We start from the raw sequence: 23,947 nt of genomic DNA on the forward strand, positions 1-23,947 counted from the left end.
CAACCGAGATGTCATCGGGGCGTCATGCCTCTGTCATGGGGGCAGGGCATCTTGCCTGCGTCGGCGATCACAACGGCGGCCTCTGCCGCACAGGAGCATCTTATGACCAGCTGGGTGATGTGGGAAATCTGGTGGAGCCGGGTATGGGGCGAAGCCGGGAGGGACGAGGCGCAGCACGAACAGGAGCTGGAAGTGGCCCATGAACCGGCGAGGCTGCCGGTCGAGCTGATTGCCCGCGAGCGCGCTGCGGGAGTGCGCCCCCGAGGCTGACTTGGTCATGCCCACGGGCTGGCGTCATGACGGGAATTAAAACAGCCGCAGCTGCTCGCCCGGGCGGATGAAGGCATCCTGGCGCAGTTGAAAGTGGCGCTTGCCGAGCCCGAGCCGCTTGGCGATCAAGCGAAAGCGCTGGGCCAGCAGATCGGCAAACTGGCCTGCTCCCCGCATCCGGGTCCCGAAGGCGGGACTGTTGAGGGCGCCGTCCCGGCTGGCTCGCAGCTGGTTGAGGATCGCCTCCTTCTGGCCTGGGTAGTATTGTTCCAGCCAGTCACTGAACAGCGGTGCCAGCTCGTGGGGCAGTCGCAGCAGGATATAGTCGGCGCAGTGGGCGCCGGCCTCGGCGGCGCTCTTGATGATCTGCTCGAGCTCGGGTTCGTTGAGCCGCGGGATCATGGGGGCCGCCAGCACGCCGACCGGCACGCCGGCGCGGGCCAGTCTCTCCACCACCTTGAGCCGGCCGGCCCCCGTGCTTGCTCTTGGCTCCAGTTGTCGCCGCAGGGTTTCATTCAAGGTGGTGACCGACACCATCACCTGACAGAGGCCCTCTTGGGCCAGCTCCGTCAGCAGATCGAGGTCGCGCAATATCATGGCGCTCTTGGTGATGATCCCCACCGGATGGCGATGGGCCAGCATCACTTCCAGCAACTGGCGGGTGAGGCGATAGTGGTGCTCGATGGGCTGATAAGGGTCGGTATTGGCCCCCAGCACTATGGTCTGCGGCTGATAGGCGGGTCTGGCAAACTCCCGGCGCAGCAGCTCGGCGGCATTGAGCTTGGCGAACAGCCGGGTTTCGAAATCGAGGCCGGGGGAGAGCTCGAGATAGGCGTGGCTCGGTCTGGCATAACAGTAAATGCAACCGTGTTCGCACCCCTGATAGGGATTGATGGAGCGGCCGAAGGGAACGTCGGGGGAACTGTTGTAACTGATGATGCTGCGGGCGCTGATCTCCGTCACCTCGGTGCGGGGAGCGCTGGCGGCGAATGCCGCTTCCCACTCGGGTTGGGCCCAGCCGTCGTCGACCGCATCGACCCGCTGGCCGCTGAAACGGTGATCAACATTGTGGGAACTGCCTCGTCCTGCCATCGCATTGCACTAGCACTGTTTATATATACAGTTATCATGCTGCCCCCCATTGCCGAATGCAAGTTCTGCCGACCTATCCCGCCATAAAAAGCATGTCAAAAGGATCTCTTGCTTGATCGCGGCGCTACATTTCGTTTACATAGACGAAATGCGAACTGGATCACGGAAATCATCATGGCCCCCATCACCTACCGCTGGCTCTTCATCGCCGTCATTGCGCTGGTTATCTGGCGCCTGATCCCGCTCTCTACCGAGCAGGAGCTGGCCTCGGCCAACCGCGCCTGGCGCACCGGTCACTTCGATGAGGCAACCCGGATCTGGTCGCCGCTGGCGGATCAGGGCCAGCCACGGGCGCAGGCGCTGATGGGCTGGAGCCATGAAATGGGGCAGGGGAGCGAGCAGGATATGGATCGCGCCATCAGCCTCTATCGTCAGGCGGCGCAGGCGGGGGACGCCTTCGGCCAATACCGGCTGGGGGAGCTCTATTTGCGGGGTGCCGGGGTGAAGCGGGATCTGCGCGAGGCATTTCACTGGATGGAGCTGGCGGCCAGGAACGGCGATGTGCCCGCCATGTTGAAGGTGGGGGTGCTGCATCTGATGGGGGTCAGCGGGCGGGTCGATTTGCCCCGTGCCAAGGAGTGGCTCTATCAGGCCGCCAGGCAGGGCAACCAGCTGGCGCTCAAGGTGCTGCAGGAGCTGGAACTGGCCCAGGAGGGGAGCTCCACGTTCGACTTCAACTGGCAGCCTCTGCTAGGAGAATAACCTCCAAGCGGTTCATCTGGTTGTAGAAAATCTCAGCAAACCCGATACAGCCCCGTCTACTTCTGGTAGCATGGTTCGGTTTTTGGTTTGTCTTGCGACGTTGAACGGGTTGTTTGCGTCACGGGGCGTCTTCGCAAAGTGCTGTGGAGAGCCAGAACATCACCCATTTTTGAATGAATCTTTCCATCCCGCATGTGCCCTTTGGTAGGGGGCACCACTGTATAAGGAAACACACAATGCCAATCATTACTCTGCCTGATGGCAGCCAACGTCAATTTGCCCACGCCGTTTCCGTCATGGATGTGGCCGCGGACATCGGTCCCGGTCTCGCCAAGGCGTGCATTGCCGGTCGGGTAAACGGTGAACTGGTGGATGCCTGCGAGCTGATCGAAGCCGATGCCTCCCTGGCCATCATCACCGCCAAAGACGAAGAAGGTCTGGACATTCTGCGCCACTCCTGTGCTCACCTGCTGGGTCATGCCATCAAGCAACTCTGGCCCCAGACCAAGATGGCCATCGGTCCCGTCATCGACAATGGTTTCTACTACGACATCGATCTCGACCGCACCCTGACCGATGAAGATCTGGCTGCCCTGGAAGAGCGCATGCTGGCGCTGGCCGCCAAGGATTACGACGTCGTCAAGAAGAAGGTCTCCTGGCAGGAAGCACGCGATGTGTTCGAAGCCCGTGGCGAGACCTACAAGGTCGAGATCCTGGATCAGAACATTGCCCGTGATGACCAGCCAGGTCTTTATCATCACGAAGAGTACATCGACATGTGTCGCGGCCCGCACGTGCCCAACATGCGTCACTGCCACCACTTCAAGTTGCAGAAGATGTCCGGCGCCTACTGGCGCGGTGACTCCAACAACAAGATGCTGCAGCGCATCTACGGCACCGCATGGGCTGACAAGAAGCAGCTCAAAGCCTATCTGCAACGTCTGGAAGAGGCCGCCAAGCGCGACCACCGCAAGATCGGCAAGCAGCTCGACCTGTACCACATGCAGGAAGAAGCGCCGGGCATGGTGTTCTGGCACAACGATGGCTGGACCATCTTCCGCGAACTGGAAACCTTCATCCGCGGCAAGCTCAAAGAGTACGACTATCAGGAAGTGAAGGGTCCCTTCATGATGGATCGCGTGCTGTGGGAGCGTTCAGGTCACTGGGAGAAGTACGCCCAGGCCATGTTCACCACCCAGTCCGAGAACCGCGAGTACGCCATCAAGCCGATGAACTGCCCGGGTCACGTGCAGATCTTCAACCAGGGTCTGAAATCCTACCGCGACCTGCCGCTGCGCATGGCCGAGTTCGGCTCCTGCCACCGCAACGAGCCGTCAGGCTCCCTGCACGGCCTGATGCGGGTACGGGGTTTCACTCAGGATGATGCCCACATCTTCTGTACCGAAGAGCAGATCATGGAAGAGGTGTCTGCGTGCATCCGCATGGTCTACGACGTCTACGGCACCTTCGGTTTCGAGAACATCGTGGTCAAGCTCTCCACTCGTCCGGAACAGCGTATCGGCTCCGACGAAGCCTGGGATCGCGCCGAGGCCGCACTGGCCGAAGCGCTGGTGCTGAACGGTCTGAAGTACGACCTGCAGCCGGGCGAGGGGGCCTTCTACGGTCCCAAGATCGAATTCACCCTGCATGACTGCCTTGACCGTGCCTGGCAATGTGGTACCGTGCAGCTCGATTTTGCCCTGCCGGGCCGTCTGGGTGCCACCTATGTGGGCGAAGACAACGAACGTCACGTCCCCGTGATGATCCACCGCGCCATTCTGGGCTCGCTGGAGCGTTTCATCGGGATCCTGACCGAAGAGTACGCCGGACTGTTCCCGACCTGGTTGGCACCTACCCAGGCCGTGGTCATGAATATTACCGACAATCAGGCCGATTATGCGGTGAAAGTAGCCAAAGCATTGAATGATGCGGGCCTTCGCGCAAAAGCGGACTTGAGAAATGAGAAGATTGGCTTTAAAATCCGCGAGCATACTTTGAAGCGGGTACCTTTTATGCTGGTCTGCGGCGACAAAGAAGTAGAAGCCGGCAAGATTGCAGTACGTACCCGTAAAGGGGCTGACCTGGGCTCTTATCCTGTTGAAGAGCTGATTGCTCTGTTGACCCAGGAAGTTCAGACCCGCGGACAAAAGAAAGTGGAGGAATAAGCTATAAAAGGCGGAAAAAAACTGGGCAAGCAACCGCAAGCCCGCGCTCACCGGATCAACGAAGAGATCCGTCTGAAAGAAGTTCGTCTGACTGGCCTGGATGGTGAAGCCATTGGCATCACCTCCATCCAGGATGCTCTGAACTTGGCCCTTGAGGCCGGAGTGGATCTGGTCGAGATCAGTCCGAACGCTGAGCCGCCCGTTTGCCGGATCATGGATTACGGCAAATTCCTCTACGAAAAGAGCAAAACCACCAAAGAACAGAAGAAAAAGCAGAAAGTCGTCCAGGTCAAGGAAATCAAATTCCGTCCTGGCACCGACGAAGGCGACTATCAGGTAAAACTACGCAACCTGGTTCGCTTTCTGGAAGACGGGGACAAGGCAAAGGTCACCCTGCGCTTCCGTGGTCGTGAAATGGCCCACCAGGATCTTGGTATCAAGGTTCTGGAACGCGTCAAGAACGATCTGGAAGAGCTGGCCGTAGTCGAATCGTTCCCGAAAGTCGAAGGCCGTCAAGCTGTGATGGTCCTCGCACCCAAGAAGAAATCTTAAGGCCCACAAGAAATTGACTCATGGGGGCAGCCCCATGAGTCGGTTCGCCTTGCGATTTTGTTGTCACTCACAATGCGGAGTATGAAATGCCGAAGATGAAAACCAACCGGGGCGCCGCAAAGCGCTTCAAGAAGACTGGCTCAGGTCGCTTCAAGTGCAAGCATAACCACCTGCGTCACATCCTGACCAAGAAGAGCAGTAAGCGTAAGCGTCAGCTGGGACCGAAGTTCTTTGTTTCCGCTGCCGACCACAAACGTGTTGTCGCTTGTCTGCCGTACGCATAAGGGGGGATGTGAAAAATGCCAAGAGTTAAACGTGGTGTGACCGCTCGCGCTCGTCACAAGAAAGTAATGAAAGCCGCCAAGGGTTACTACGGCGCCCGTTCCCGTGTCTACCGCGTAGCGGTACAAGCGGTAACCAAAGCTGGTCAGTATGCCTACCGTGACCGTCGCCAGAAAAAGCGTCAGTTCCGTCAACTGTGGATTGCTCGTATCAACGCAGCAGCCCGTCAGAACGGTCTGTCCTACAGCCGTCTGATCAACGGTCTGAAGAAGGCTTCCATCGAGATTGATCGCAAGATCCTGTCCGATATCGCCGTTCACGACAAGCTGGCTTTCACCGCCCTGGTTGAAAAGGCCAAAGCAGCTCTGGTCTAATCCGGTTCTGTTATAAATGCTAAAAGGAGGCTTAGGCCTCCTTTTTTGTTGTCTGTCATTTGTCGCTTGCAGGCGGCGATGACTCTACCATCATGATAGCTATACATATGGCTTCATATGCCATCAAGCTGAAATTGTGTACCCAATCGCAAAGAAGAAGCAGGTCCGGCTCGAAGCCCTACTTGATAACAAAATGATTTCTAGGGAGAAAAGGGCACCTTAACTATGGTCAGTGAAGGGGCTTTTTTTGTATTATTCCCCTCTTGACCTTATTTAGCCTAAAGGCTCCTGTACCGGGAGTGGTGACGAGGAAGACATGCAACAGCTTGAAGAAGTAGTCGGCCAAGCCAGGGCCGAAATTGAGGGCGTAAGCGACATCGCCGCCCTTGACGAAATCCGGGTCAAATATCTGGGTAAAAAGGGCTTTTTTACCGAGCAGATGAAGGGCCTGGGCGCCCTGTCCGCTGAAGAGCGTCCCGCCGCGGGCGCCGTGATCAACCAGGCCAAACAGCAGGTTCAGGATGCCCTGAACGGGCGTCGTGAAGCCCTCGAAGTTGCCGTGTTGAACCAGAAGCTGGCCGCCGAGACCATCGACGTCAGCCTGCCGGGCCGCCGCATCGAGAATGGCGGTCTGCACCCGGTGACCCGCACCATCGAGCGCATCGAGCGCCTGTTTGGCGAGATGGGCTTCAAGGTTGCCCGTGGTCCCGAGATTGAAGATGGCTTCCACAACTTCGATGCGCTGAACATCCCGGCGCACCACCCGGCGCGTACCGATCACGATACCTTTTACTTCAATCCTGATCTGATGCTGCGTACCCACACCTCGGGCGTGCAGATCCGCACCATGGAGCATCAGCAGCCGCCGATCCGCATCATAGCGCCGGGCCGCGTCTATCGTAACGACTATGACATGACCCACACCCCGATGTTCCATCAGGTCGAAGGCCTGCTGGTTGACGAGCATGCCAGCTTCACCGAGCTCAAGGGCATCCTGCACGACTTCCTGCGCAACTACTTCGAGGAAGACTTGACCATTCGCTTCCGTCCTTCCTACTTCCCGTTCACCGAGCCGAGCGCCGAAGTGGACGTGATGGGCAAGAACGGCAAGTGGCTGGAAGTGCTGGGCTGCGGCATGGTGCACCCGAACGTGCTGCGTTCGGTCGGCATCGATCCGGAAAAATACTCCGGCTTTGCCTTCGGCATGGGCGTTGAACGCCTAACCATGCTGCGTTACGGGGTCAACGACCTGCGTGCCTTCTTCGAAAACGACCTGCGCTTCCTCAAGCAGTTCAAGTAAGGGCGAGAGAACATGAAATTCAGTAAATCCTGGGTGATGGAGTGGGTCCGCACCGAGTTGAGTGACAACGCACTAGCCGAGCAGATCACCATGGCCGGTCTGGAAGTGGACGCCGTGGAAGCGGTGGCCGGCCAGTTCAACAACGTGGTGGTGGGTGAAGTGGTCGAGTGCGCCCAGCACCCGGACGCCGACAAGCTGCGAGTGACCAAGGTCAACGTGGGCGAAGAAGAGCTGCTGGACATCGTCTGCGGCGCGCCTAACTGCCGCCAGGGCCTCAAAGTCTGCGTGGCCAAGGTTGGGGCGACCCTGCCGGGTGATTTCACCATCAAGAAAGCCAAGCTGCGTGGCCAGCCGTCTCACGGCATGCTCTGCTCCTTCAGCGAGCTGGGTATCGACGTCGAGGCCGATGGCATCATCGAGCTGCCGCTTGACGCTCCTATCGGCACCGATATCCGCGACTACCTCGCACTCAACGACGTCAGCATCGACGTGGATCTGACCCCGAACCGTGCCGACTGCCTCGGCATCGCTGGTCTGGCCCGTGAAATCGGCGTGCTCAACAGCGTGGACGTGGTCGAGCCGACCTGGACCCCTGCTGTTGCCACCATCGACGCTAGCTTCCCGATCCGGGTTGAAGCGCCGGCCGATTGCCCCCGTTATCTCGGCCGTGTCATCAAGGGGCTGAACCTGCACGCCCAAAGCCCGCTCTGGATGCAGGAGAAGCTGCGCCGTGGCGGCATCCGCTCCATCGACGCCATCGTCGACATCACCAACTACCTGCTGCTGGAATACGGTCAGCCGATGCACGCCTTCGATCTGGCGACGCTGGAAGGTGAACTGGTGGTGCGCCGCGCCAAGGCCGACGAGCCGATGACCCTGCTCGATGGCAACGAGGTGAAGCTCAAAGAGACCACGCTTGTTATCGCAGACGCCCAGGGCCCTGCCTGCATGGCCGGCATCTTCGGCGGCAATCGCACCGGTGTCTCCGAGACCACCACCGACATCCTGCTGGAGTGCGCCTTCTTCGCGCCGCTCTCCATCACCGGCCGTGCCCGTGCCTACGGTCTGCACACCGACTCCTCCCACCGCTTCGAGCGCGGGGTGGATCCTGAGCTGCAGGCCAAGGTGATGGATCGCGCCACCCGTCTGCTGCTGGATATCTGCGGCGGTGAAGCGGGCCCGGTCATCGAGGTCAAATCCGATGCCCATCTGCCGAAGGCTGCCCCCATCAAGCTGCGTCGTGCCAAGCTCGACAAGGTGATCGGCATCAGCGTGGCGGATGCACAGGTGGTCGAGATCCTGACTCGCCTGGGCATGCAGGTGACCGTGGACGCCGACGGCTGGATCGCGCTGGCTCCCTCCTGGCGTTTCGATATCGCCATCGAGGAAGATCTCATCGAGGAAGTGGCCCGCATCTACGGCTACAACAACATCCCGAACCTCAAACCCGCCGCATCGCTCGCGATGGTCGAGCAGGCGGAAGGGCAGGTGACCCTCAAGCGGGTGCGTGACCTGCTGGTCGATCGCGGCTTCCAGGAAGCGATCACCTACAGCTTCGTCGATCCCAAGGCTCAGCAGACCCTGTTCCCGCAGAGCGATGCCATCGTGTTGCCGAACCCGATCTCGGTCGAGATGTCCGCCATGCGCGTCTCTCTGTTCCCGGGTCTGGTACAGGCGGTGGTTTACAACCAGAACCGTCAGCAGCCGCGGGTGCGCCTGTTCGAGCAGGGCCTGCGTTTCATCAAGGACGAAAATGCCGAGAACGGCATCCGTCAGGAGCCCATGCTGGCCGGCATCATCACCGGCAACCAGAGCGACGAGCACTGGGACATCAAGAGCCGCGCTGCCGACTTCTTTGATCTGAAAGGGGATCTGGAAGCGGTGCTGGACTTGACCGCCGAAGGCGCCACCTTCACCTTCGAGCGTGCCGAACACAGTGCCCTGCACCCTGGCCAGAGCGCGGCGATCCTGCGCAATGGCGAGGTCATCGGCCACATCGGCGTGATCCACCCGAGCCTCGAGAAGAAGCTGGGCCTCAAGAGCCGTGCCGTGATGTTCGAGCTGGAGCTGGACAAGCTGACCCCGGCCAAGGTGCCGGTTGCAGCCGAAGTTTCCCGCTTCCCGGCCAACCGTCGCGACATCGCCGTGGTGGTTGATGTTGCGGTTCTGGCCGGCGATGTGCTGGCAGTAATTAAAAAAGTTGGCGGAAATCAGGTAGTTGGAATAAACTTGTTTGACGTATACCAGGGTGCTGGTATGGCCGAGGACAAGAAGAGCCTGGCCATCAGTCTTGTTCTGCAAGACACCCAGCGCACTCTGGAGGAGAAAGAGATTGCCGAGACCGTAGACAATGTCGTGCGGGCCCTTGGTGAAGAGTTGAATGCATCCTTGAGGGATTGATCTATGGCGCTTACCAAAGCCGACATTGCAGAGCACCTGTTCACCCAGCTCGGGATGAGCAAGCGTGAAGCCAAAGATATGGTGGAAGCCTTCTTTGAAGAGATCAGACAAGCGCTTGAGCGTGGTGAACAAGTCAAGATTTCAGGCTTCGGTAACTTTGATCTTCGTGAGAAGAACCAGCGTCCAGGACGTAACCCGAAAACCGGCGAAGATATTCCCATCAGCGCCCGGCGGGTGGTCACCTTCCGCCCTGGTCAGAAACTCAAGGCCAGGGTCGAAAATGTTGAACCCAACGAGTGACAAAAAGCCAGGCAACCGCCTGGCTTTTACTTTTTCATGATAAAAACCAGTCTTTTGCTAGGTCTGCTGCTGGCCGCGCCACTGCAGGCGATGGATCTGCCTCTCTCCACGACCGCCAAGGCATTTGCCGATGCCACCAAGTCGCTGACCATCTGTTATCCGGCGCTCATCAGGCCGCCTTATCTCGATGAGTCGGGAGGGCTGCTGGTCGATCAGATGGAGCGACTGGCCGAACAGCTCCCCTTTCCGCTCATCTATCAGAAGCTGCCCAACTGGTCTGCCGTGCGCAGCGGATTGCTTGAGGGGCGCTGCGATCTCATTCCCAACGTGGGCCCCTCCCTGGAGGCCCTGCCCGGGATGGCGCTCAGTCGTGCCATGCTGGAGGCCGAGTCCGCCATCCTCTATCGCGGCGAGCTGGAGCAGGCCAGGTTTCTGGTCTCGCCCATCTGGCAGGCGAACGAGGTGCTGCGGGCCCTCTATCCCCATTCAACCCAGCAGCCCCTGACCGAGGCGGACAACTGGTACGCGGCGCTGGCGGCGGGCAAGGGGACGGCCTACCTCGGCGACTACCTGCAGCTGCGTTACCTGATGCGCGAATACCCGGACACCGGGCTGCGGCTGCGCCGCCTGCGCAGCGACGAGCTGGTGGTGAGCTACCGGCTGATGATGCGGGACAAACCGGCGCTGCGCGAGCTGATCGACACCGCCATCCGCTACTTGCCGCCGGGCTCCCTCTATCAGGATCTCGACCGCTACCTGGCGCAGGGGGAGCAGGACATCAACCCGCTCCACTTCACCGACAAGGAGCAGGCCTGGCTGGTCGGCACCTCCAGCGCCATCAAGCTGGTGGTCAACCCGGATCTGATGCCCTACAGCGGCCTCGACGAGCAGGGCGATCTCAAGGGGTGGAGCGCGGACGTGCTGAAACTGGTGAGCCAGCAGACCGGGCTCAACTTCCACGTGATCCCCACCGCAAGCCGAGAAGAGGCGCTGGCCAAGCTGCGCAGCGGCGAGGCGGACATGATGGTCGGCCTGCTGGAGACGCCGGCGCTGACCGATGCCTTCGACTTTACCCGGATCATGGCGGTCAGCCGTTATGCCCTGGTGAGCCGCAAGACCCAGCCGTTCGAGACGCTGGCGGCGGTGAAGGGCAGGATAGCGGTGCCCGCCACCCTCTATGACGAAGAGATGCTGACCCGCCTGGAGGGTACGCATCACTGGCGCAAGAGCGACACCCTGGCAGCGGGGATCGCGGCGGTACAGAGCGGCGCGGCCGACGCCATGCTGGCCGAGCTCTATCAGCTGCAATACCCGCTTCGCAACAACCAGCTGGACGGGCTGGAGGTGCGGGAGCTGCCGCAGCGTTTCGGGTTGGGGTTTGCCATCAGTCGGCACAGCCCCAGGCTTGCCGGGGTGATGGAGCAGAGTCTGATGACCCTCACCGGCAAGCAGAATGACGATCTCAAACTGCGCTGGCACCGGCTGGTACTGACCCAGCAGGCCGGGGTCAGCTACGGGATCTGGCTGGGTTCGGTGTTGCTGGCGCTGCTGATCAGTGCCGGTGTCATCTGGCTGATCTGGCGCTCGCGCCAGCAGCTGGCCCGGGAGGTAAGTCAGCGCCAGGAGATGGAGCAGACCCTGGCACTGGAGAGCCAGTTCCGGGAGTCCCTGTTCCAGGCGCTGCCGGTGCCCGTGTTCCTGCGGGACAATCAGGGCGAGATCATCAAGCGTAACAAGCAGGCCAAGCGGCTGGAGGCCCGCTATCTGGCGGAGTTGCACTTGCCGCAGGCCCAGTTACAAGAGAGCGAGGGGGAGATGGCTCTGGGCGATCAGGTCTACTCCTACGCCCAGATCCCGCTCCAGCTCGGCAAGCAGTCGCCGGCGGGGGATCTCATCGCGCTCTCCAACATCAGTGCCCTGCGCGAGCGCACCCGCTTGTTGCGCCAGGCCGAGCGGCGCCTGCGGGCGTTGACCAACACGGTACCCGGCGTGGTGATCCAGTTCCTGCTGCACGAGGAGGGGATCCGCCAGGTGGAGTTCATCAGCCGCGGCAGCTATGAGCTGCTGGGGCTGGCCAGTCAGCAGATCCGCCGCAACCCGGGCGAGGCGCTGGGACGGCTGGCGCCGCAGGACAAGGTCGAGATGCAGCAGCCCATGCGCGAGATGCTGCAGGCCGGCCAGCCCTTCTCCTATGCCCTGCGCTACCAGCATCCGCTCAAGGGTACCCGCTGGCTGCAGTTCTACGGCCGGGGGCGCAGCCTGCCCGAGCAGGGGTGGCGGGTATACGGGGTGGTGCAGGATGTGACGGTGCGGGTCGAGCAGGAGCAGGCGCTGCAGGCCTCCCATGAGCGGGCCGAGCAGGCCGTGCTGGCCAAGGGCCGCTTCCTCGCGGCGGTGAGCCACGAGATCCGCACCCCCATGAACGCCATCCTGGGGCTGCTGGAATGGCTCAGCCACACCCCCCTCAATGCCGAGCAGCACTCTGCGCTCTCCCATGTCAGGCAGGCAGGGGACGAGCTGCTGGGCCTGCTCAACGACGTGCTCGATTTCAGCCGCAACGAGAACCGGCAGCTGGCGCTCTCGCCCCAGCCTACCGATCTGGTGGATTTGTGTGAGCATGTGGCTGCCGTGCACTGGTCCAAGGCCCGCTCCAAGCGGCTGCAACTGCGGCTGGATCTGGATCACCGACTGCCCGCTCAGGTGGAGCTGGATCCCCATCGGGTGCAGCAGGTACTGCACAACCTGCTGGCCAATGCCATCAAGTTCAGCAGCCGTGGCGAGGTGGTGCTGTGGGCCCGCCGGGACGGCACCCAGCTGCTGTGCGGGGTGGATGACGAGGGGCCCGGCATCAGTGCCGAGCTGCTGCCGCGCCTGTTCCTGCCCTTTGAACAGGGTGGGGAGGAGGGGCAGCCGCGGGCCCAGGGGACCGGGCTCGGGCTCGCCATCTGTCGCCAGCTGATGGAGCAGATGGGGGGAGAGATCCGGGTCGAGCCGCGCACAACTGGCGGCAGCCGCTTCACCTGTGCATTGCCGCTGGTGTTGCTGCAGGAGATGCCGCGCTGGCGCCCGCGGGTGAGCAGCGTCCATGTGGCACTCGACGGGGCGGAGCGGGACTATCTGCTGCCCTGGCTCGGCGAGCTCGATCTGCCGGACGATCCGGCCGGCCCGGTGCTGAGCGCCCGCCAGGATGAACAGGGGCTGCGCTACTGGGACTGGCAGGGCGAACCCTGGGTGCCGGGCTCGGTGGTCAGCTTGATGCAGCCGCGGCTGGTGCCCTCCGCCCAGGGCATGATCACGCTGCCGGGGCAGGGGATGCGGGTGCTGTTGGTTGAAGATCACGAGGTGAACCGGGTATTGATCAGCATGCAGCTGACCCAGCTGGGGGCCCAGGTGATCAGCGCGGCCAACGGCCAGCTGGCGCTCGACATGCTGCAGCACGAGACGGTCGATCTGGTGCTGACCGATCTGCAGATGCCGGTGATGGACGGAGCCGAGCTCTGCCGCCGACTGCGAGACACCCCGCGCTGGCAACATCTGCCCACCTATGTGATCACCGCCGATCTCAGCGAGCCGGCGGCGGCGCAGCTGGCCAGCTGCGGTTGTCGTGGTCATCTGGACAAGCCGCTGCTGCTCAAGGATCTCGCCAATCTGCTGCGCACCCTGGGGGACCCCGCACCCGAGCCGAACCCGGAGCAGAAGGCGGCAGCGCCTGCTTCTTGGTCAGAAGCCCAGATGCCGCTGCTCACCCCCGAGCTCATCTCCCTCTATCTGGAGGCGACCGGCCAGGATCTGGCCGACATTGAGCGCTGTGTCACACAAGCAGACGAGATGGCACTGGAAGCCGCTTTACACAAGATGAAGGGGGCCGCCAAAATGGTGGGCGCGACCCCGCTCGTCCAGGTGATTGAACAGTGGAAACGGGATCCACGGCAACCCCTGCTACCCCCGCTGCGGCAAGCTCTGGACGAGGTGTGCCGGCGACTACGTGAGAGGCTCTGACATGATCATCACAGATGAAGAGTTACTGGCCTTGCTGAACTCGGAAGAGACGGATGAGCGCCTGTTCCACCCCGTGACCATCTATGCCCTGGACGGGGTTGCCTATCGGGCGGCAAAAGCCGTCGAACTGCCGGAATTTGCCACCCTGCGCCGCACCCGGCCCGATGCCTGCTGGCAGTGGGAAGGTCTGTTTGCCGCCGGTGCCATCGCCCTGTTCGATCCCGACTCCCACGCTGGTGCCGACTACCTGCCGCAATTGACAGCGCAGGCGGAGGGGATCTATCGCCTCACTGATGACTGGCTGGCGGGGGTCAATGGCCGCTATCTGGCGTGGCAGGAGTGGCTGGCCCAGACCCGGGTGTTGCTGCTGGAGGATCACCCGTTTCAGGGGGCCCACATTCAGCAGGAGATCAGGGGACTGGGATTGCCCTGTCAGTGGGTGCAGGATGGCAATGCCTGCATCAAGGCGCTGGCCGGTGGCGAGATCAAGCTGCTGGTGAGCGATCTCAGCCTGGTGGATCAGGATGCCATCAGCCTGCTGATGAGCCAGCCCCAATACCAGCACAGCGGCCTGCCCATCGTGCTGCTCTCCGCCCACGACCAGACCCTGATCGACGGCGCCCGCCGCCTGCTGCACGATGCCGGGTTCAACGTGCTGGCGGCCCTGGCCAAGCCGCTGCTGGCCGACGATCTGCTGAGCCTGCTCAAGGGGCTTTATCTGGGGCCGCAGCGTCAGCGCCGCCTGAGCGGACTGCGCCGTACCATCCGCACCTGGCAGGGGGAGGAGAAGGGGCTGCTCGGGCTCTTGTCCGATCCTCCGTCACCCTTGCCCATTTGGCTGGCGGTGACCGGCTTGCCGCCGCGCTGGGAGCTGGTGCGCGAGTGGCTCGTCCAGCGGGGCAGGGAGCCTGGCGAGCTCACCCTGCTGATCCACCGGCGCGACCACCTGTTGAGCCAGGCGGAGCGTTTTGCCCTGGTGCTGCAGGCCAGTCTGGCGGGGGCACGGCTCGCCCTGCTGCTGGACAACGATCAGCACATTCCGTTCGACTTGCTGGAGCGGATGCCGCTGCAGCACCTGCTGTTGGGGCAGAGCCTGCTGCCGAGCCTGGAGGCCATGACCCCGGACTCCCTGCTGGGGCGCTTCATCAACCGAGCCCGGGAGCTTGGCATCGCCCTCTATCTGGACGATCCCTTCAACCTGCTGGACCACAACCTGTGGCGCGATCGCGGCATGGCGGGGCGCTGGTAGAGGGTGGCCCGCTACCTCTGCTGGCCGCCGGACGAAGCCCGGCTGCGACGCTCCCTGTCCGGCTGGCTTCATCCCCGCACCCGCGCCGACCTGCCGCTGATGATGGAGGTCGGGGGCGTTCCCTGCCGTTTGCAGGAGCTGGCGGGGGCCGATCCCGCCCGCATCCGGGCGGCTTATGACGAACTCGGTGAGCAGAGCGTCTACCTGCGTTTCATGCGCGCCAAGCAGAGGTTGAGCGACGAGCAGCTCGCCTTCTTCCTAGATTACCCCAGGGAACACCAGATCGGCCTGCTGCTGACCGACGGTCAGGGGCGGCCGCTGGCCCAGGCCCAGTCCATCCGGCGGCGGTTACACCCGGATCGGGCCGAGTTCTCCTGCATTGTCGCCGATCACTTCCAGCACAGAGGGGCGGGGCGGCGCATCCTGCTGGCGCTGGCCTTGCTGGCGCGAGGCGAGGGGATCCGCGAATGGACGGCGGAGGTGCTACCCCAGAATCGCCCCATGCTGGCGCTGCTGCGCGGGCTGGGCCTGCCGCTCACCCTGGTGACGGGTCGGGAGCTGGTGTTCGTGCGACTCGATCTGAGCGTGCTCGACACCCTGTAACCGCATCATAAGACCAAGGGCGAATAGGCCGGTTTTTCACCCTGTGCTAAGGTCAGCCAGAGAGCTAGCCAGAGGGAGTCAGTCATGGTGCAGTCAGCGAAACACATCGTCATTCTTACCGGTGCCGGGATCTCGGCCGAGTCGGGCATCAAGACCTTTCGTGCCTGTGACGGTCTGTGGGAGGAGCACAGGGTGGAGGACGTGGCGACGCCGGAGGGCTATGCCCGGGATCCTGAGCTGGTACAGGGCTTTTACAACTCTCGCCGTCATCAGCTGCAGCAACCCCACATTCACCCCAATCCGGCCCACTATGCGTTGGCCCGGCTCGAGCGCCTGCTGCCGGGCTGCGTCACCCTGGTGACCCAGAACATCGACAACCTGCACGAGAGCGCCGGCAGCAAGAACCTCATCCACATGCACGGTGAGCTGCTCAAGGCGCGCTGCCCAGGCTCGGGCCAGGTGATCGAGTGGCGCGGCGATCTCCATCAGGAGGAGCTGTGCACCTGCTGCCAGTTTCCCCAGCCGCTGCGCCCGCACGTGGTCTGGTTCGGCGAGATGCCGCTCGGGCTGGATCGCATCTACGGCGCGCTGGCCCAGTGCGATCTTTTCATCTCCATCGGCACCTCTGGCGCCGTCTATCCGGCGGCCGGTTTCGTGCACGAAGCGGGATTGAACGGAGCACACACCATAGAGCTCAACCTGGAGCCGAGCGAAGTGGGCAGCCAGTTTGACGAGAAACGCTACGGTCCGGCTTCCCTGCTGGTACCCGCCTATGTGGATGAGCTGCTGCAACGCTGCGGCGTACACCAGCCGGCGCAGATCGAGGGCCACAACTGGATGGAGATGCGCGGCCCCTAGCTATTGTGCATCAGCGCAGTTGCAATGAACCGGTGAAATCGCCACACTGGCAGCCAAAAAATGGGACGCAGTTGGCGCAACTTACATGATCACTCTCAAGCAATGGATCGCTTTTTCCCTCCTGATGCTGGCCTGTGCCGGCGCATCGGCACAGGCCTCCCTGATGACCCTGGTGTTGCCAGATGGCCAGCAAGTGGCCCTCGATGAGGCGACCCTCTCCGCCTTGCCACAGACCGAGTTCACCACCACCACCCCCTGGACCCAGGGCGCCCACCACTATCGCGGGCCGACCCTGGCGACCGTGCTGGCGGCGCAAGGGATCCAGGATGCTCGCAAGATCGCCGTCTCGGCCCTCAATGGTTATCAACAGGTGGTGGATCTGGCCCTGTTCGACGGCGTGCCGCTGACCCTGGTGCGTACGGAGGACGGCAAGCCGCTGACCCGGCGCAACAAGGGGCCACTCTGGTTGCTTATCCCGTTTACCAGCTATCCCAAACTGGACGTGCCCGCCATCCACAACTGCATGGTGTGGCAGGTGACCCGCATCGAGATCGTCGATTGATGGGGCTATCCCGCCACAAACTGCTGCTGGTGGCGGTCTCGCTGCTGTTTCTGCTCTCGTCGGGCAGCAGCCTCTATCTGCAGCATCGCCAGGAGCAGCTGGTCGACACCTTCTATCGCAACATCCACTGGAACATCAGCCAGGTGATGCTCGAATCCCAGCGTTTCCTCGCCGATCTGCGGCTCTATCGGGTCGGCCAAGTGGAGATGGAGACCCTGAGCCTGGATTACGATCTGCTGTGGAACCGGCTCGACATCTTCCTCATCAGCAGCGAAACCGCCGAGGCGCGCGAGCGGCACGGGTTTGGCAGGGCGCTGGCCGGACTGTTCGAGCAGATCAAGCGGCTCGAGCCCCAGATGGCGGCAGGGGAGCTGCGGGAAGGGGCCCAACTCGCCCGCCTGCAGGAGGAGATCGCCAGCCAGACCCGGCTCATCGAGCAGATAGGCAACCAAATCCTCTCCGGCCAGGAGCGGGAACGTTCGGTGAGCCAGATCCGCAGCAGCCTGTTCTGGCTGCAGATCTGGCAGCTGATCCTGCTGCTGACCGGCGGTGCTCTGGTGGCCGCCCTCATTCGCGCCAATCTGGCGAACCGTCGGCTCGCCCTGCTCGACCCCCTGACCCGGCTTGGCAACCGCCGGGCCCTGCAGGAGCAGCTCTCCCGTGCCCTGCTTGCCGGCGAGGCGAGCGCCCTGGTGGTGCTCGATCTCAAACGCTTCAAGCTGGTCAATGATCTGCTCGGCTATCAGGTGGGTGATCGGCTGTTGCAGACGGTGGCCGACAAGCTGCAGCAAGCCCACGGCAACCATGCCTACCGGCTCGGTGGCGACGAGTTCGCGGTAGTGCTGACCACGGCGGACGGGACGCTGGAAGCGCGCATCCACCAGCTGGTGAGCCTGCTCCACTTCGAGTTCGTGACCCGGGAGTGCAGCTTCGAGCTGGCCTGCCGGCTCGGGGTGGCCAGGGCGCAGCAGCAGGATGCCGGCCGGCTGCTGGATCAGGCCATCCTGGCCCTCAATCAGGCCAAGCGCAGCCAGGAGGGGGACATCAGCTGGTTTGCGCCGGCCATGCTGCAGCAGTTGCAGTTGACCCAGCATCAACTTCATCAGCTGCGAGACTGGCTGGCCGGACGCGAGCCGGCGCCGCTGCGGGTGGCACTGCAGGCGATGACGGATGAACAGGGCAACGGCCTGTGGCAACTGGCGCTCTACTGGCAAGAGCATGGCACGCCCTGTCATATGCGCTGGCTGCAGGAGTGCGGCGTGCTGGGCCCAGTGCTGGCCCGGCTGCTGCAAGCGCACGAGGCGCAGCATGTCGATGGGCGGGCGTTGTTGCTCCCGCTCGACAACCAGGCTCAGCTGGCTCAGGTGCTGGCCTGTCTGCCGGGCACATCCCGCACGCCGCTGGTGCTGCTGGTGCTGGCACTGCAACCGGATGCTGCCTTGCTGGCGGGATTGCGGCAGCAGGGTTGCACCCTGGCGCTCAGAGACATTGGCAGCGCCACCCCGGCCCAGCTGGCAGCCGGCTGGCCCGTGCGCTACTGGTTGCCGCAGGATGATGAACATGGCGAGTTGTTGCAGCCGCTGGCCCGGCGACTGGGGCTGGTGCAACTGCAGGTGCTGGCGGGCAGTGAGGCAAGGCAGCTGGCCTGAGCACAAAGGGCGGTATTGAACCTGCCAGAGACAAAACGAAGCAAGGCGACCCCAGGGTCGCCTTGCGCTTTTATTGCAGGTGAATGTCAGGGGCGAGGGGCGCAGGAATCTCTGATCACCAGGTCGGGATCGACGGTGATCAGGTGGTCCGCCAGCACCTCACCGTTGATGCGTGCCAGCAGCCGGGTGACGGCGAGGCGGCCCAGCTCCTCTTTCGGCTGGTTGACCGTGGTGAGCGGCGGTGACATGAATTCGGCCAGCGCCACGTTGTCATAGCCGACGATGGAGAGATCCCGCGGGATCACCAGTCCCGCCTGATGCGCTGCGCTGATGGCCCCCATCGCCATCATGTCGTTGCAGACGAACAGCGCAGTGGGACGCTCGGGCAGAGCCAGCAGACGGCGCATCGCTTGATGGCCGCTGGCGCAGTCAAAGTCACCCTCCTGAACCCACTGTGGGTTGACGGTGAGCCCGGCCTCCTGCATCGCCTGCTCGAAGCCCGCCTGCCGCTGGTTGGCGGGGGCGCGGCTGTGGGGGCCCGTGATGCAGCCGATGGCGGTGTGACCCAGCCCCAGCAGGTGGCGGGTCGCCAGGTAGCCGCCGCGATGGGAGTTGTCGGCGATGAGATCCACGTCGGCGCTCTCCATCCCCCAGTCCATCACCACCACCGGCAGGCTCTTGAGCCAGTCGAGCTGGTTGAACACCTCCTGCTGCCCCTCGCTGCACATGATGAGCAGGCCGTCGACCCGCTTGCGCAGCATCATCTTGAGGTAGGAGAGGGCGGTCTCGGCCTGCCCCTCGGTGTTGCCCAGCATCAGGTTGTAGCCCTGCTCGAAGCAGTAACGCTCCACCCCGCGCACCACCTCGGCGAAGAAGGGGTTGCTGGAGGTGGTGACCAGCATGCCGATACTGTTGGTCTCCTTCACCTTGAGGCTACGGGCCACCAGGCTCGGGGCGTAGTTGAGCTCGCGCATGGCGGCGAAGACCCGCTCGCGGGTCTCCTCGGCGACGAAACGGGTCTCGTTGATGACGTGGGAGACGGTGGTGGTCGACACCCCCGCCAGCGCCGCCACCTCCTTGATATTGGCCATCAGTGCCCCTGCGCAGTCTGCTCAAGCAGGAAGGCGTCGACCTCCTGCTTGCTCGGGATGGAGCTTTGGGCACCAAACCGGGTGACGGAGAGCGCCGCGGCGCCATGGGCAAAGTGCACGGCCGCGTCAAAGTCGGCGCCGGCGAGCTCGGCTGCCAAGAGGGCGCCGTTGAAGGTATCGCCGGCCGCCGTGGTGTCTACTGCTTTCACCCGAAAGCCCGGGATGAGCGCTTGTTGCTGCCCCTTGCTGCAATAGACCCCCTGCGAGCCCAGGGTGATCATCACTTCTTCGATGCCCATCTGGTGGAAGCGGGCGGCAGCCTTTGCCGCGCTCGCCTCGTCGGTGACCTTGACGCCGGTCAGCAGCTCGGCCTCGGTCTGGTTGGGGGTGATGAGATCGACCAGTGCCAGCAGTTCGCTTGAGAGCGGGCGAGCGGGGGCGGGGTTGAGCACCACCCGGGTGCCGTGGGCGCGGGCCAGGCGGGCGGCTTCCAGCACACTCTCCAGAGGCACTTCCAGCTGCAGCAGCAGGGTGTGGGCGGCGGCTATCATCGCTTCATGGCCTTTCACCACGGCCGGGCTGAGGGCGCCGTTGGCTTCGGCTGAGATGCCGATGCTGTTCTCCCCCTCATCGCTCACATAGATGATGGCGATCCCGGTGGGGAGCTTGGGGTCGAGCTCGATGGCGCTCACGTCGATACCGTCTTTGGCAAAGCCGGTCTTCATCTGCTGGCCGATGGCGTCATCGCCGATGCGGGCGATAAAGGAGACTTGTGCACCTAACCGGGCGGCGGCCACCGCCTGGTTGGCGCCCTTGCCACCGGGCACCACTTGATAGCTGTGGCCGGTCAGGGTTTCACCCGGGCGAGGAAAGTGGGGAACGCGCAGCACGTGGTCTGCATTGACACTGCCCAGAACGACGAGACGATTCATGTTGAGTACTCCTGATGCATCTTGGCATGGACACGAAAGCCGGATCCAGGCCGGGAGGCACCGTAAACCTTGAGTGAAAAGGGGGAGGCGAACCTCCCCCCGTCAACTTACTTGCTGACCACTTGCAGCGGAACCGGGATGGATTTTTCCACCGGCTGTCCCTTGAGCACCTTGTCGGCGGTTTCCACGCCGATGGCACCGATCAGGGCGGGCTGCTGGGCCACGGTGGCGGCCAGTTTACCCTTGGCCACGGCGGCCTTGCCATCGTCGGTGCCGTCGAAGCCGACGATCATCACCTCTTTGCCGGCGGCCTGCACGGCGCGGATGGCACCCAGCGCCATCTCGTCGTTCTGGGCGAACACCGCCTGCACGCTCGGGTGGGCGGCCAGCAGGTTCTCCATGACGTTCAGACCCTTGGTGCGGTCAAAGTCGGCGGGCTGGGAGGCCAGCACTTCCAGTTTGTTGGCGGCCACGGCCAGGGAAAAGCCTTCGCCGCGGTCACGGGCGGCGGAGGTACCGGCGATCCCTTCCAGCTGGATCACCTTGGCACCGGCACCCAGCTTCTGGGTGATGAAATCGCCGGCCAGTTTGCCACCTGCCACGTTGTCGGAGGCGATGTGAGCCTTGACGTCACCCTGCGCCGCGCCGCGGTCCAGGGTCAGCACCGGGATGTTGGCCTTGTTGGCGAGGCGAATGGCGTTACCCACGGCTTCGGAGTCGGTCGGGTTGATCAGGATGGCGTTGACCTTGCGCACGGTGAGATCTTCCATGTTGGAGAGCTCCTTGGCCGGGTCATTCTGGGAGTCCAGCACCACCAGCTCGTAGCCAAGCTCCTTGGCCTTGGCTTCGGCCCCTTCCTTCATGGTGACGAAGAAGGGGTTGTTGAGGGTGGAGACCACCATGGCCAGGGTGTGATCGGCGGCCTGGGCGGTGCCCAGCACGGACATGATGGCGGCAGCGAGCAGGGTATTGAGCTTTTTCATCATTTCATTCCTTGTGTGTGCTTACTTGCTTTTGTTATCGATCATCACGGCGAGCAAAATCACGCTGGCCTTGGCGATCATCTGGTAATAGGACGAGACGTCGAGCAGGTTGAGGGCATTGTTGAGGAAGCCGATGATGAGCGCCCCGATCAGGGTACCCATGATGCGGCCCTTGCCCCCCATCAGGCTGGTGCCACCCAGCACCACGGCGGCGATGGCATCCAGCTCGTAACCCATGCCGGCGGTCGGCTGGGCGGAGGAGAGGCGGGAAGTGACGATGAGCCCGGCCAGTGCCGACAGCATGCCGCACAGACCATACACCGCGAGCTTCACCCGATCCACATTGATGCCGGAGAGGCGGGTGGCCGATTCGTTGCCGCCGAGGGCATAGATGTAGCGACCCAGGCGAGTGTGGTTGAGCATGAACCAGGCCAGCAGGAAGACGATGGCCATCAGCCAGATGGGCACCGGCAGGCCGAACAGGTAACCGGTACCCAGCCAGGCGAAGTGATCGGCGCCGTCACTGAAACCGGTGGAGATGGGGCGCCCCTCGGTATAGACCATGGTGACGCCGCGCAGGGCGGTCATGGTGACCAGAGTGGCGATGAAGGCCTGTACCTTGCCCTTGGCAATGATGAGGCCGCTGATGCCCCCAAGCAGGGCACCGGCACCCAGGGTGAGGGGGATCACCAGCATGATGGGCAGCTCCATGGCCACCATGGTGGCGGCCAGGGCGCCGCACAGGGCCAGCACCGATCCGACCGACAGATCGATGCCGGCGGTGAGGATGACCAGGGTCATGCCGACCGCCATGATGGCGTTGACCGAGGTCTGGCGCAGGATGTTGAGCAGGTTGTCGGCGGTGAAGAAGTTGGGGCTCAGGAAGGAGACCACGCCGATCAGCACCAGCAGGGCCACCAGCGATTTGTTCTCGATCCACCACTCCTTGCTCATGATGCCGCGGCGGGAAAGGGTTTGGGTTGTCATTGTGCTGCCTCTTGCTCTGCTTGCCACTGTTTGCCGACTGCCGCCGCCATCAGTTTTTCCTGATTGGCGTCGCGGGTATTGAACTCTGCGCTGATGCGCCCTTCGTGCATCACCAGGATGCGGTCACTCATGCCGAGCACTTCCGGCATCTCGGAGGAGACCAGGATGATGCTCATCCCCTCCTTCTTGAACTGGTTGATGAGCTGATAGATCTCCTTCTTGGCGCCGACATCGACGCCGCGGGTCGGCTCGTCCAGGATCAGCACCTTGGGCCGGGTCAGCAGCCCCTTGGCGATGGCTACCTTCTGCTGGTTGCCGCCGGAGAGCAGTTTTATCAGCTGATCCTGACTCGGGGTCTTGATGTTGAACAGGCGCACATAGTCGCCCACCGCCTGGCGTTCGGCCTGGCCGTCAATCTTGCCACCACGGATGAACTCGCCGAGGGCGCACAGGCTCATGTTTTCGCGCACCGACAGCTCCAGCACCAGGCCATCGCCCTTGCGATCCTCGGAGATGTAGGCGATGCCGGCCGCCAGGCCATCGGCCGGGCTTCTGGGGGCCAGCGCGTGACCATCCACCGACACCTGGCCGGCGCTGATGGGGCTGGCACCGTAGATAAGCTTCATCAGCTCGGTGCGGCCGGATCCCATCAGGCCGCTGAAGCCCAGAATTTCACCCTGACGCAGGGAGAAGCTCACCCCGCGCACGCCGGGGCCGGCCAGATCCTTGACCTGCAGGCTGACCGGGCCGAGCTCGCGCACCAGGCGCGGGTACTGCTCTTCCAGCCGGCGGCCCACCATCATCTCGATGATCCTGTCTTCGTCGAGCTCGCTCACCGCCTGCTCGCCGATCCACTTGCCGTCGCGCAGCACGGTGACCCGATCGCAGATCTCGAAGATCTCTTTCAGGCGGTGGGAGATGTAGACGATGCCGCAGCCCTGCTCACGCAGCTCGCGGATGACCTTGAACAGCTGCTCGGTCTCGGTGTCGGTCAGCGCATCGGTGGGTTCGTCCATGATGATGACGCTGGCATCGAACGACAGCGCCTTGGCAATTTCCACCATCTGCTGTTCACCGATCGAGAGACTCCCGAGCCGGGTATCCGGGCCGTGTTTGACGCCAAGTCGTGCCAGCAGGGTGCTTGCCCGTTCGCGCAGCTGCTTGTGATCGATGCTGCCAAAGCGGGTGCGCGGTTCGCGGCCGAGGAAGATGTTGGCGGCAATGGAGAGCTCCGGCAGCAGGTTCAGCTCCTGGTGAATGATGCTGATCCCCTGATCCTGGGAGTTGCGGGGCCCTTTGAAGTGAACCGGCTGGCCGCGATAACTGATGGTGCCCGCATCGGCCTGATAGATGCCGGTCAGTACCTTCATCAGGGTGGATTTGCCAGCGCCGTTTTCGCCGAGCAGGGCCATTACCTGACCCGGGTAGACCTTGAGGCCTGCCTCATCGAGCGCCCGCACCCCGGGGAAGGTCTTGACGATCCCGGTGAGCGACAGAATGGGCGAAGGGGTTGTACTCATGGCTGATTCCTTGAAAA

General features: G+C 62.9%; 20 protein-coding genes and 1 pseudogene. 15 read left to right on the plus strand and 6 right to left on the minus strand.

Annotation, left to right across the window (positions count from 1 at the left end; translation table 11 throughout):
- The first annotated feature begins 102 nt into the window (after positions 1-102).
- Positions 103-270 carry a hypothetical protein gene (locus tag AB5Y81_RS01815; protein ID WP_005300645.1) on the plus strand — a complete coding sequence of 56 codons (168 nt, stop codon included), beginning with the start codon at positions 103-105 and terminating at the stop codon, positions 268-270.
- A gap of 36 nt (positions 271-306) precedes the next feature.
- On the opposite strand, the gene AB5Y81_RS01820 is transcribed toward AB5Y81_RS01815, so the two are convergent.
- Positions 307-1,362, minus strand: coding sequence for a PA0069 family radical SAM protein (locus tag AB5Y81_RS01820; RefSeq protein ID WP_279484376.1), 1,056 nt, complete (start codon positions 1,360-1,362; stop codon positions 307-309).
- 174 nt (positions 1,363-1,536) lie between these two features.
- Here AB5Y81_RS01820 and AB5Y81_RS01825 point away from each other — a divergent pair, with 174 nt between their 5' ends.
- From AB5Y81_RS01825 to AB5Y81_RS01890, 14 genes and pseudogenes are all read left to right on the plus strand, one after another.
- On the plus strand, positions 1,537-2,124 hold the full coding sequence (locus tag AB5Y81_RS01825) for a tetratricopeptide repeat protein (protein WP_042049426.1): 588 nt from the start codon (positions 1,537-1,539) through the stop codon (positions 2,122-2,124).
- A gap of 236 nt (positions 2,125-2,360) precedes the next feature.
- Positions 2,361-4,289, plus strand: coding sequence for a threonine--tRNA ligase (gene thrS / locus AB5Y81_RS01830; protein ID WP_005300655.1), 1,929 nt, complete (start codon positions 2,361-2,363; stop codon positions 4,287-4,289).
- 21 nt (positions 4,290-4,310) lie between these two features.
- On the plus strand, positions 4,311-4,841 hold the full coding sequence (gene infC / locus AB5Y81_RS01835) for a translation initiation factor IF-3 (RefSeq protein ID WP_185219337.1): 531 nt from the start codon (positions 4,311-4,313) through the stop codon (positions 4,839-4,841).
- Between the two features lie 86 nt (positions 4,842-4,927).
- Complete coding sequence (gene rpmI / locus AB5Y81_RS01840; RefSeq protein ID WP_005300673.1) at positions 4,928-5,125, plus strand: 50S ribosomal protein L35; 198 nt, start codon at positions 4,928-4,930, stop codon at positions 5,123-5,125.
- Between the two features lie 15 nt (positions 5,126-5,140).
- On the plus strand, positions 5,141-5,497 hold the full coding sequence (gene rplT, locus AB5Y81_RS01845) for a 50S ribosomal protein L20 (protein ID WP_005300683.1): 357 nt from the start codon (positions 5,141-5,143) through the stop codon (positions 5,495-5,497).
- A 316-nt stretch (positions 5,498-5,813) separates the two neighbouring features.
- The gene (gene pheS, locus AB5Y81_RS01850) at positions 5,814-6,797 is read left to right on the plus strand and encodes a phenylalanine--tRNA ligase subunit alpha (RefSeq protein WP_005300689.1); all 984 of its coding nucleotides are present in this window, start codon (positions 5,814-5,816) and stop codon (positions 6,795-6,797) included.
- A 12-nt stretch (positions 6,798-6,809) separates the two neighbouring features.
- Positions 6,810-9,197: a phenylalanine--tRNA ligase subunit beta gene (gene pheT, locus AB5Y81_RS01855; protein WP_279484374.1), complete on the plus strand. Its 2,388-nt coding sequence runs from the start codon at positions 6,810-6,812 to the stop codon at positions 9,195-9,197.
- 3 nt (positions 9,198-9,200) lie between these two features.
- A complete protein-coding gene (gene ihfA, locus AB5Y81_RS01860) occupies positions 9,201-9,497 on the plus strand; it encodes an integration host factor subunit alpha (protein ID WP_005300715.1) in 297 nt (98 codons plus the stop codon).
- A gap of 54 nt (positions 9,498-9,551) precedes the next feature.
- Entirely contained in the window at positions 9,552-13,496 is a 3,945-nt protein-coding gene (locus AB5Y81_RS01865) for a transporter substrate-binding domain-containing protein (protein WP_279485543.1), read from the plus strand.
- A gap of 1 nt (position 13,497) precedes the next feature.
- Complete coding sequence (locus AB5Y81_RS01870) at positions 13,498-14,745, plus strand: response regulator (protein ID WP_010634037.1); 1,248 nt, start codon at positions 13,498-13,500, stop codon at positions 14,743-14,745.
- A 3-nt stretch (positions 14,746-14,748) separates the two neighbouring features.
- A complete protein-coding gene (locus tag AB5Y81_RS01875; RefSeq protein ID WP_010634036.1) occupies positions 14,749-15,348 on the plus strand; it encodes a GNAT family N-acetyltransferase in 600 nt (199 codons plus the stop codon).
- Between the two features lie 66 nt (positions 15,349-15,414).
- Positions 15,415-16,206, plus strand: a pseudogene (gene cobB, locus AB5Y81_RS01880) (Sir2 family NAD+-dependent deacetylase); the annotation flags it as partial.
- Between the two features lie 85 nt (positions 16,207-16,291).
- Positions 16,292-16,768 (plus strand): hypothetical protein, encoded by a 477-nt coding sequence (locus AB5Y81_RS01885; protein ID WP_201891551.1) that lies wholly within the window; start codon positions 16,292-16,294, stop codon positions 16,766-16,768.
- Complete coding sequence (locus AB5Y81_RS01890; RefSeq protein ID WP_279484372.1) at positions 16,768-18,417, plus strand: sensor domain-containing diguanylate cyclase; 1,650 nt, start codon at positions 16,768-16,770, stop codon at positions 18,415-18,417. Before AB5Y81_RS01885 ends, AB5Y81_RS01890 begins: the two co-directional genes overlap by 1 nt.
- Positions 18,418-18,503: 86 nt before the next feature.
- Here AB5Y81_RS01890 and AB5Y81_RS01895 read toward each other — a convergent pair whose 3' ends face one another.
- The 5 genes from AB5Y81_RS01895 to rbsA form a co-directional block, all read right to left on the minus strand.
- Complete coding sequence (locus AB5Y81_RS01895) at positions 18,504-19,508, minus strand: substrate-binding domain-containing protein (RefSeq protein ID WP_211029581.1); 1,005 nt, start codon at positions 19,506-19,508, stop codon at positions 18,504-18,506.
- Positions 19,508-20,440, minus strand: coding sequence for a ribokinase (gene rbsK / locus AB5Y81_RS01900; RefSeq protein WP_279484371.1), 933 nt, complete (start codon positions 20,438-20,440; stop codon positions 19,508-19,510). The genes AB5Y81_RS01895 and rbsK overlap by 1 nt, the downstream gene beginning before the upstream one ends.
- Before the next feature lie 107 nt (positions 20,441-20,547).
- A complete protein-coding gene (gene rbsB, locus AB5Y81_RS01905; protein ID WP_214453787.1) occupies positions 20,548-21,423 on the minus strand; it encodes a ribose ABC transporter substrate-binding protein RbsB in 876 nt (291 codons plus the stop codon).
- A gap of 21 nt (positions 21,424-21,444) precedes the next feature.
- Positions 21,445-22,410: a ribose ABC transporter permease gene (rbsC, locus tag AB5Y81_RS01910; RefSeq protein ID WP_005300744.1), complete on the minus strand. Its 966-nt coding sequence runs from the start codon at positions 22,408-22,410 to the stop codon at positions 21,445-21,447.
- Complete coding sequence (gene rbsA / locus AB5Y81_RS01915) at positions 22,407-23,930, minus strand: ribose ABC transporter ATP-binding protein RbsA (RefSeq protein ID WP_279484370.1); 1,524 nt, start codon at positions 23,928-23,930, stop codon at positions 22,407-22,409. The genes rbsC and rbsA overlap by 4 nt, the downstream gene beginning before the upstream one ends.
- Positions 23,931-23,947: the final 17 nt, after the last annotated feature.

Source organism: Aeromonas sp. s2, assembly GCF_040907935.1.
GTDB classification, from domain to species: Bacteria; Pseudomonadota; Gammaproteobacteria; order Enterobacterales; family Aeromonadaceae; genus Aeromonas; species Aeromonas dhakensis.

What these genes read in the sequence shown, in the direction of transcription:
- AB5Y81_RS01815 (WP_005300645.1), top strand. Translation starts at nt 103, where the DNA reads ATGACCAGCTGGGTGATGTGGGAAATCTGGTGGAGCCGGGTATGGGGC.
- AB5Y81_RS01820 (WP_279484376.1), bottom strand. Translation starts at nt 1,362, where the DNA reads ATGGCAGGACGAGGCAGTTCCCACAATGTTGATCACCGTTTCAGCGGC.
- AB5Y81_RS01825 (WP_042049426.1), top strand. Translation starts at nt 1,537, where the DNA reads ATGGCCCCCATCACCTACCGCTGGCTCTTCATCGCCGTCATTGCGCTG.
- thrS (WP_005300655.1), top strand. Translation starts at nt 2,361, where the DNA reads ATGCCAATCATTACTCTGCCTGATGGCAGCCAACGTCAATTTGCCCAC.
- rpmI (WP_005300673.1), top strand. Translation starts at nt 4,928, where the DNA reads ATGCCGAAGATGAAAACCAACCGGGGCGCCGCAAAGCGCTTCAAGAAG.
- rplT (WP_005300683.1), top strand. Translation starts at nt 5,141, where the DNA reads ATGCCAAGAGTTAAACGTGGTGTGACCGCTCGCGCTCGTCACAAGAAA.
- pheS (WP_005300689.1), top strand. Translation starts at nt 5,814, where the DNA reads ATGCAACAGCTTGAAGAAGTAGTCGGCCAAGCCAGGGCCGAAATTGAG.
- pheT (WP_279484374.1), top strand. Translation starts at nt 6,810, where the DNA reads ATGAAATTCAGTAAATCCTGGGTGATGGAGTGGGTCCGCACCGAGTTG.
- ihfA (WP_005300715.1), top strand. Translation starts at nt 9,201, where the DNA reads ATGGCGCTTACCAAAGCCGACATTGCAGAGCACCTGTTCACCCAGCTC.
- AB5Y81_RS01870 (WP_010634037.1), top strand. Translation starts at nt 13,498, where the DNA reads ATGATCATCACAGATGAAGAGTTACTGGCCTTGCTGAACTCGGAAGAG.
- AB5Y81_RS01885 (WP_201891551.1), top strand. Translation starts at nt 16,292, where the DNA reads ATGATCACTCTCAAGCAATGGATCGCTTTTTCCCTCCTGATGCTGGCC.
- AB5Y81_RS01890 (WP_279484372.1), top strand. Translation starts at nt 16,768, where the DNA reads ATGGGGCTATCCCGCCACAAACTGCTGCTGGTGGCGGTCTCGCTGCTG.
- AB5Y81_RS01895 (WP_211029581.1), bottom strand. Translation starts at nt 19,508, where the DNA reads ATGGCCAATATCAAGGAGGTGGCGGCGCTGGCGGGGGTGTCGACCACC.
- rbsK (WP_279484371.1), bottom strand. Translation starts at nt 20,440, where the DNA reads ATGAATCGTCTCGTCGTTCTGGGCAGTGTCAATGCAGACCACGTGCTG.
- rbsB (WP_214453787.1), bottom strand. Translation starts at nt 21,423, where the DNA reads ATGAAAAAGCTCAATACCCTGCTCGCTGCCGCCATCATGTCCGTGCTG.
- rbsC (WP_005300744.1), bottom strand. Translation starts at nt 22,410, where the DNA reads ATGACAACCCAAACCCTTTCCCGCCGCGGCATCATGAGCAAGGAGTGG.
- rbsA (WP_279484370.1), bottom strand. Translation starts at nt 23,930, where the DNA reads ATGAGTACAACCCCTTCGCCCATTCTGTCGCTCACCGGGATCGTCAAG.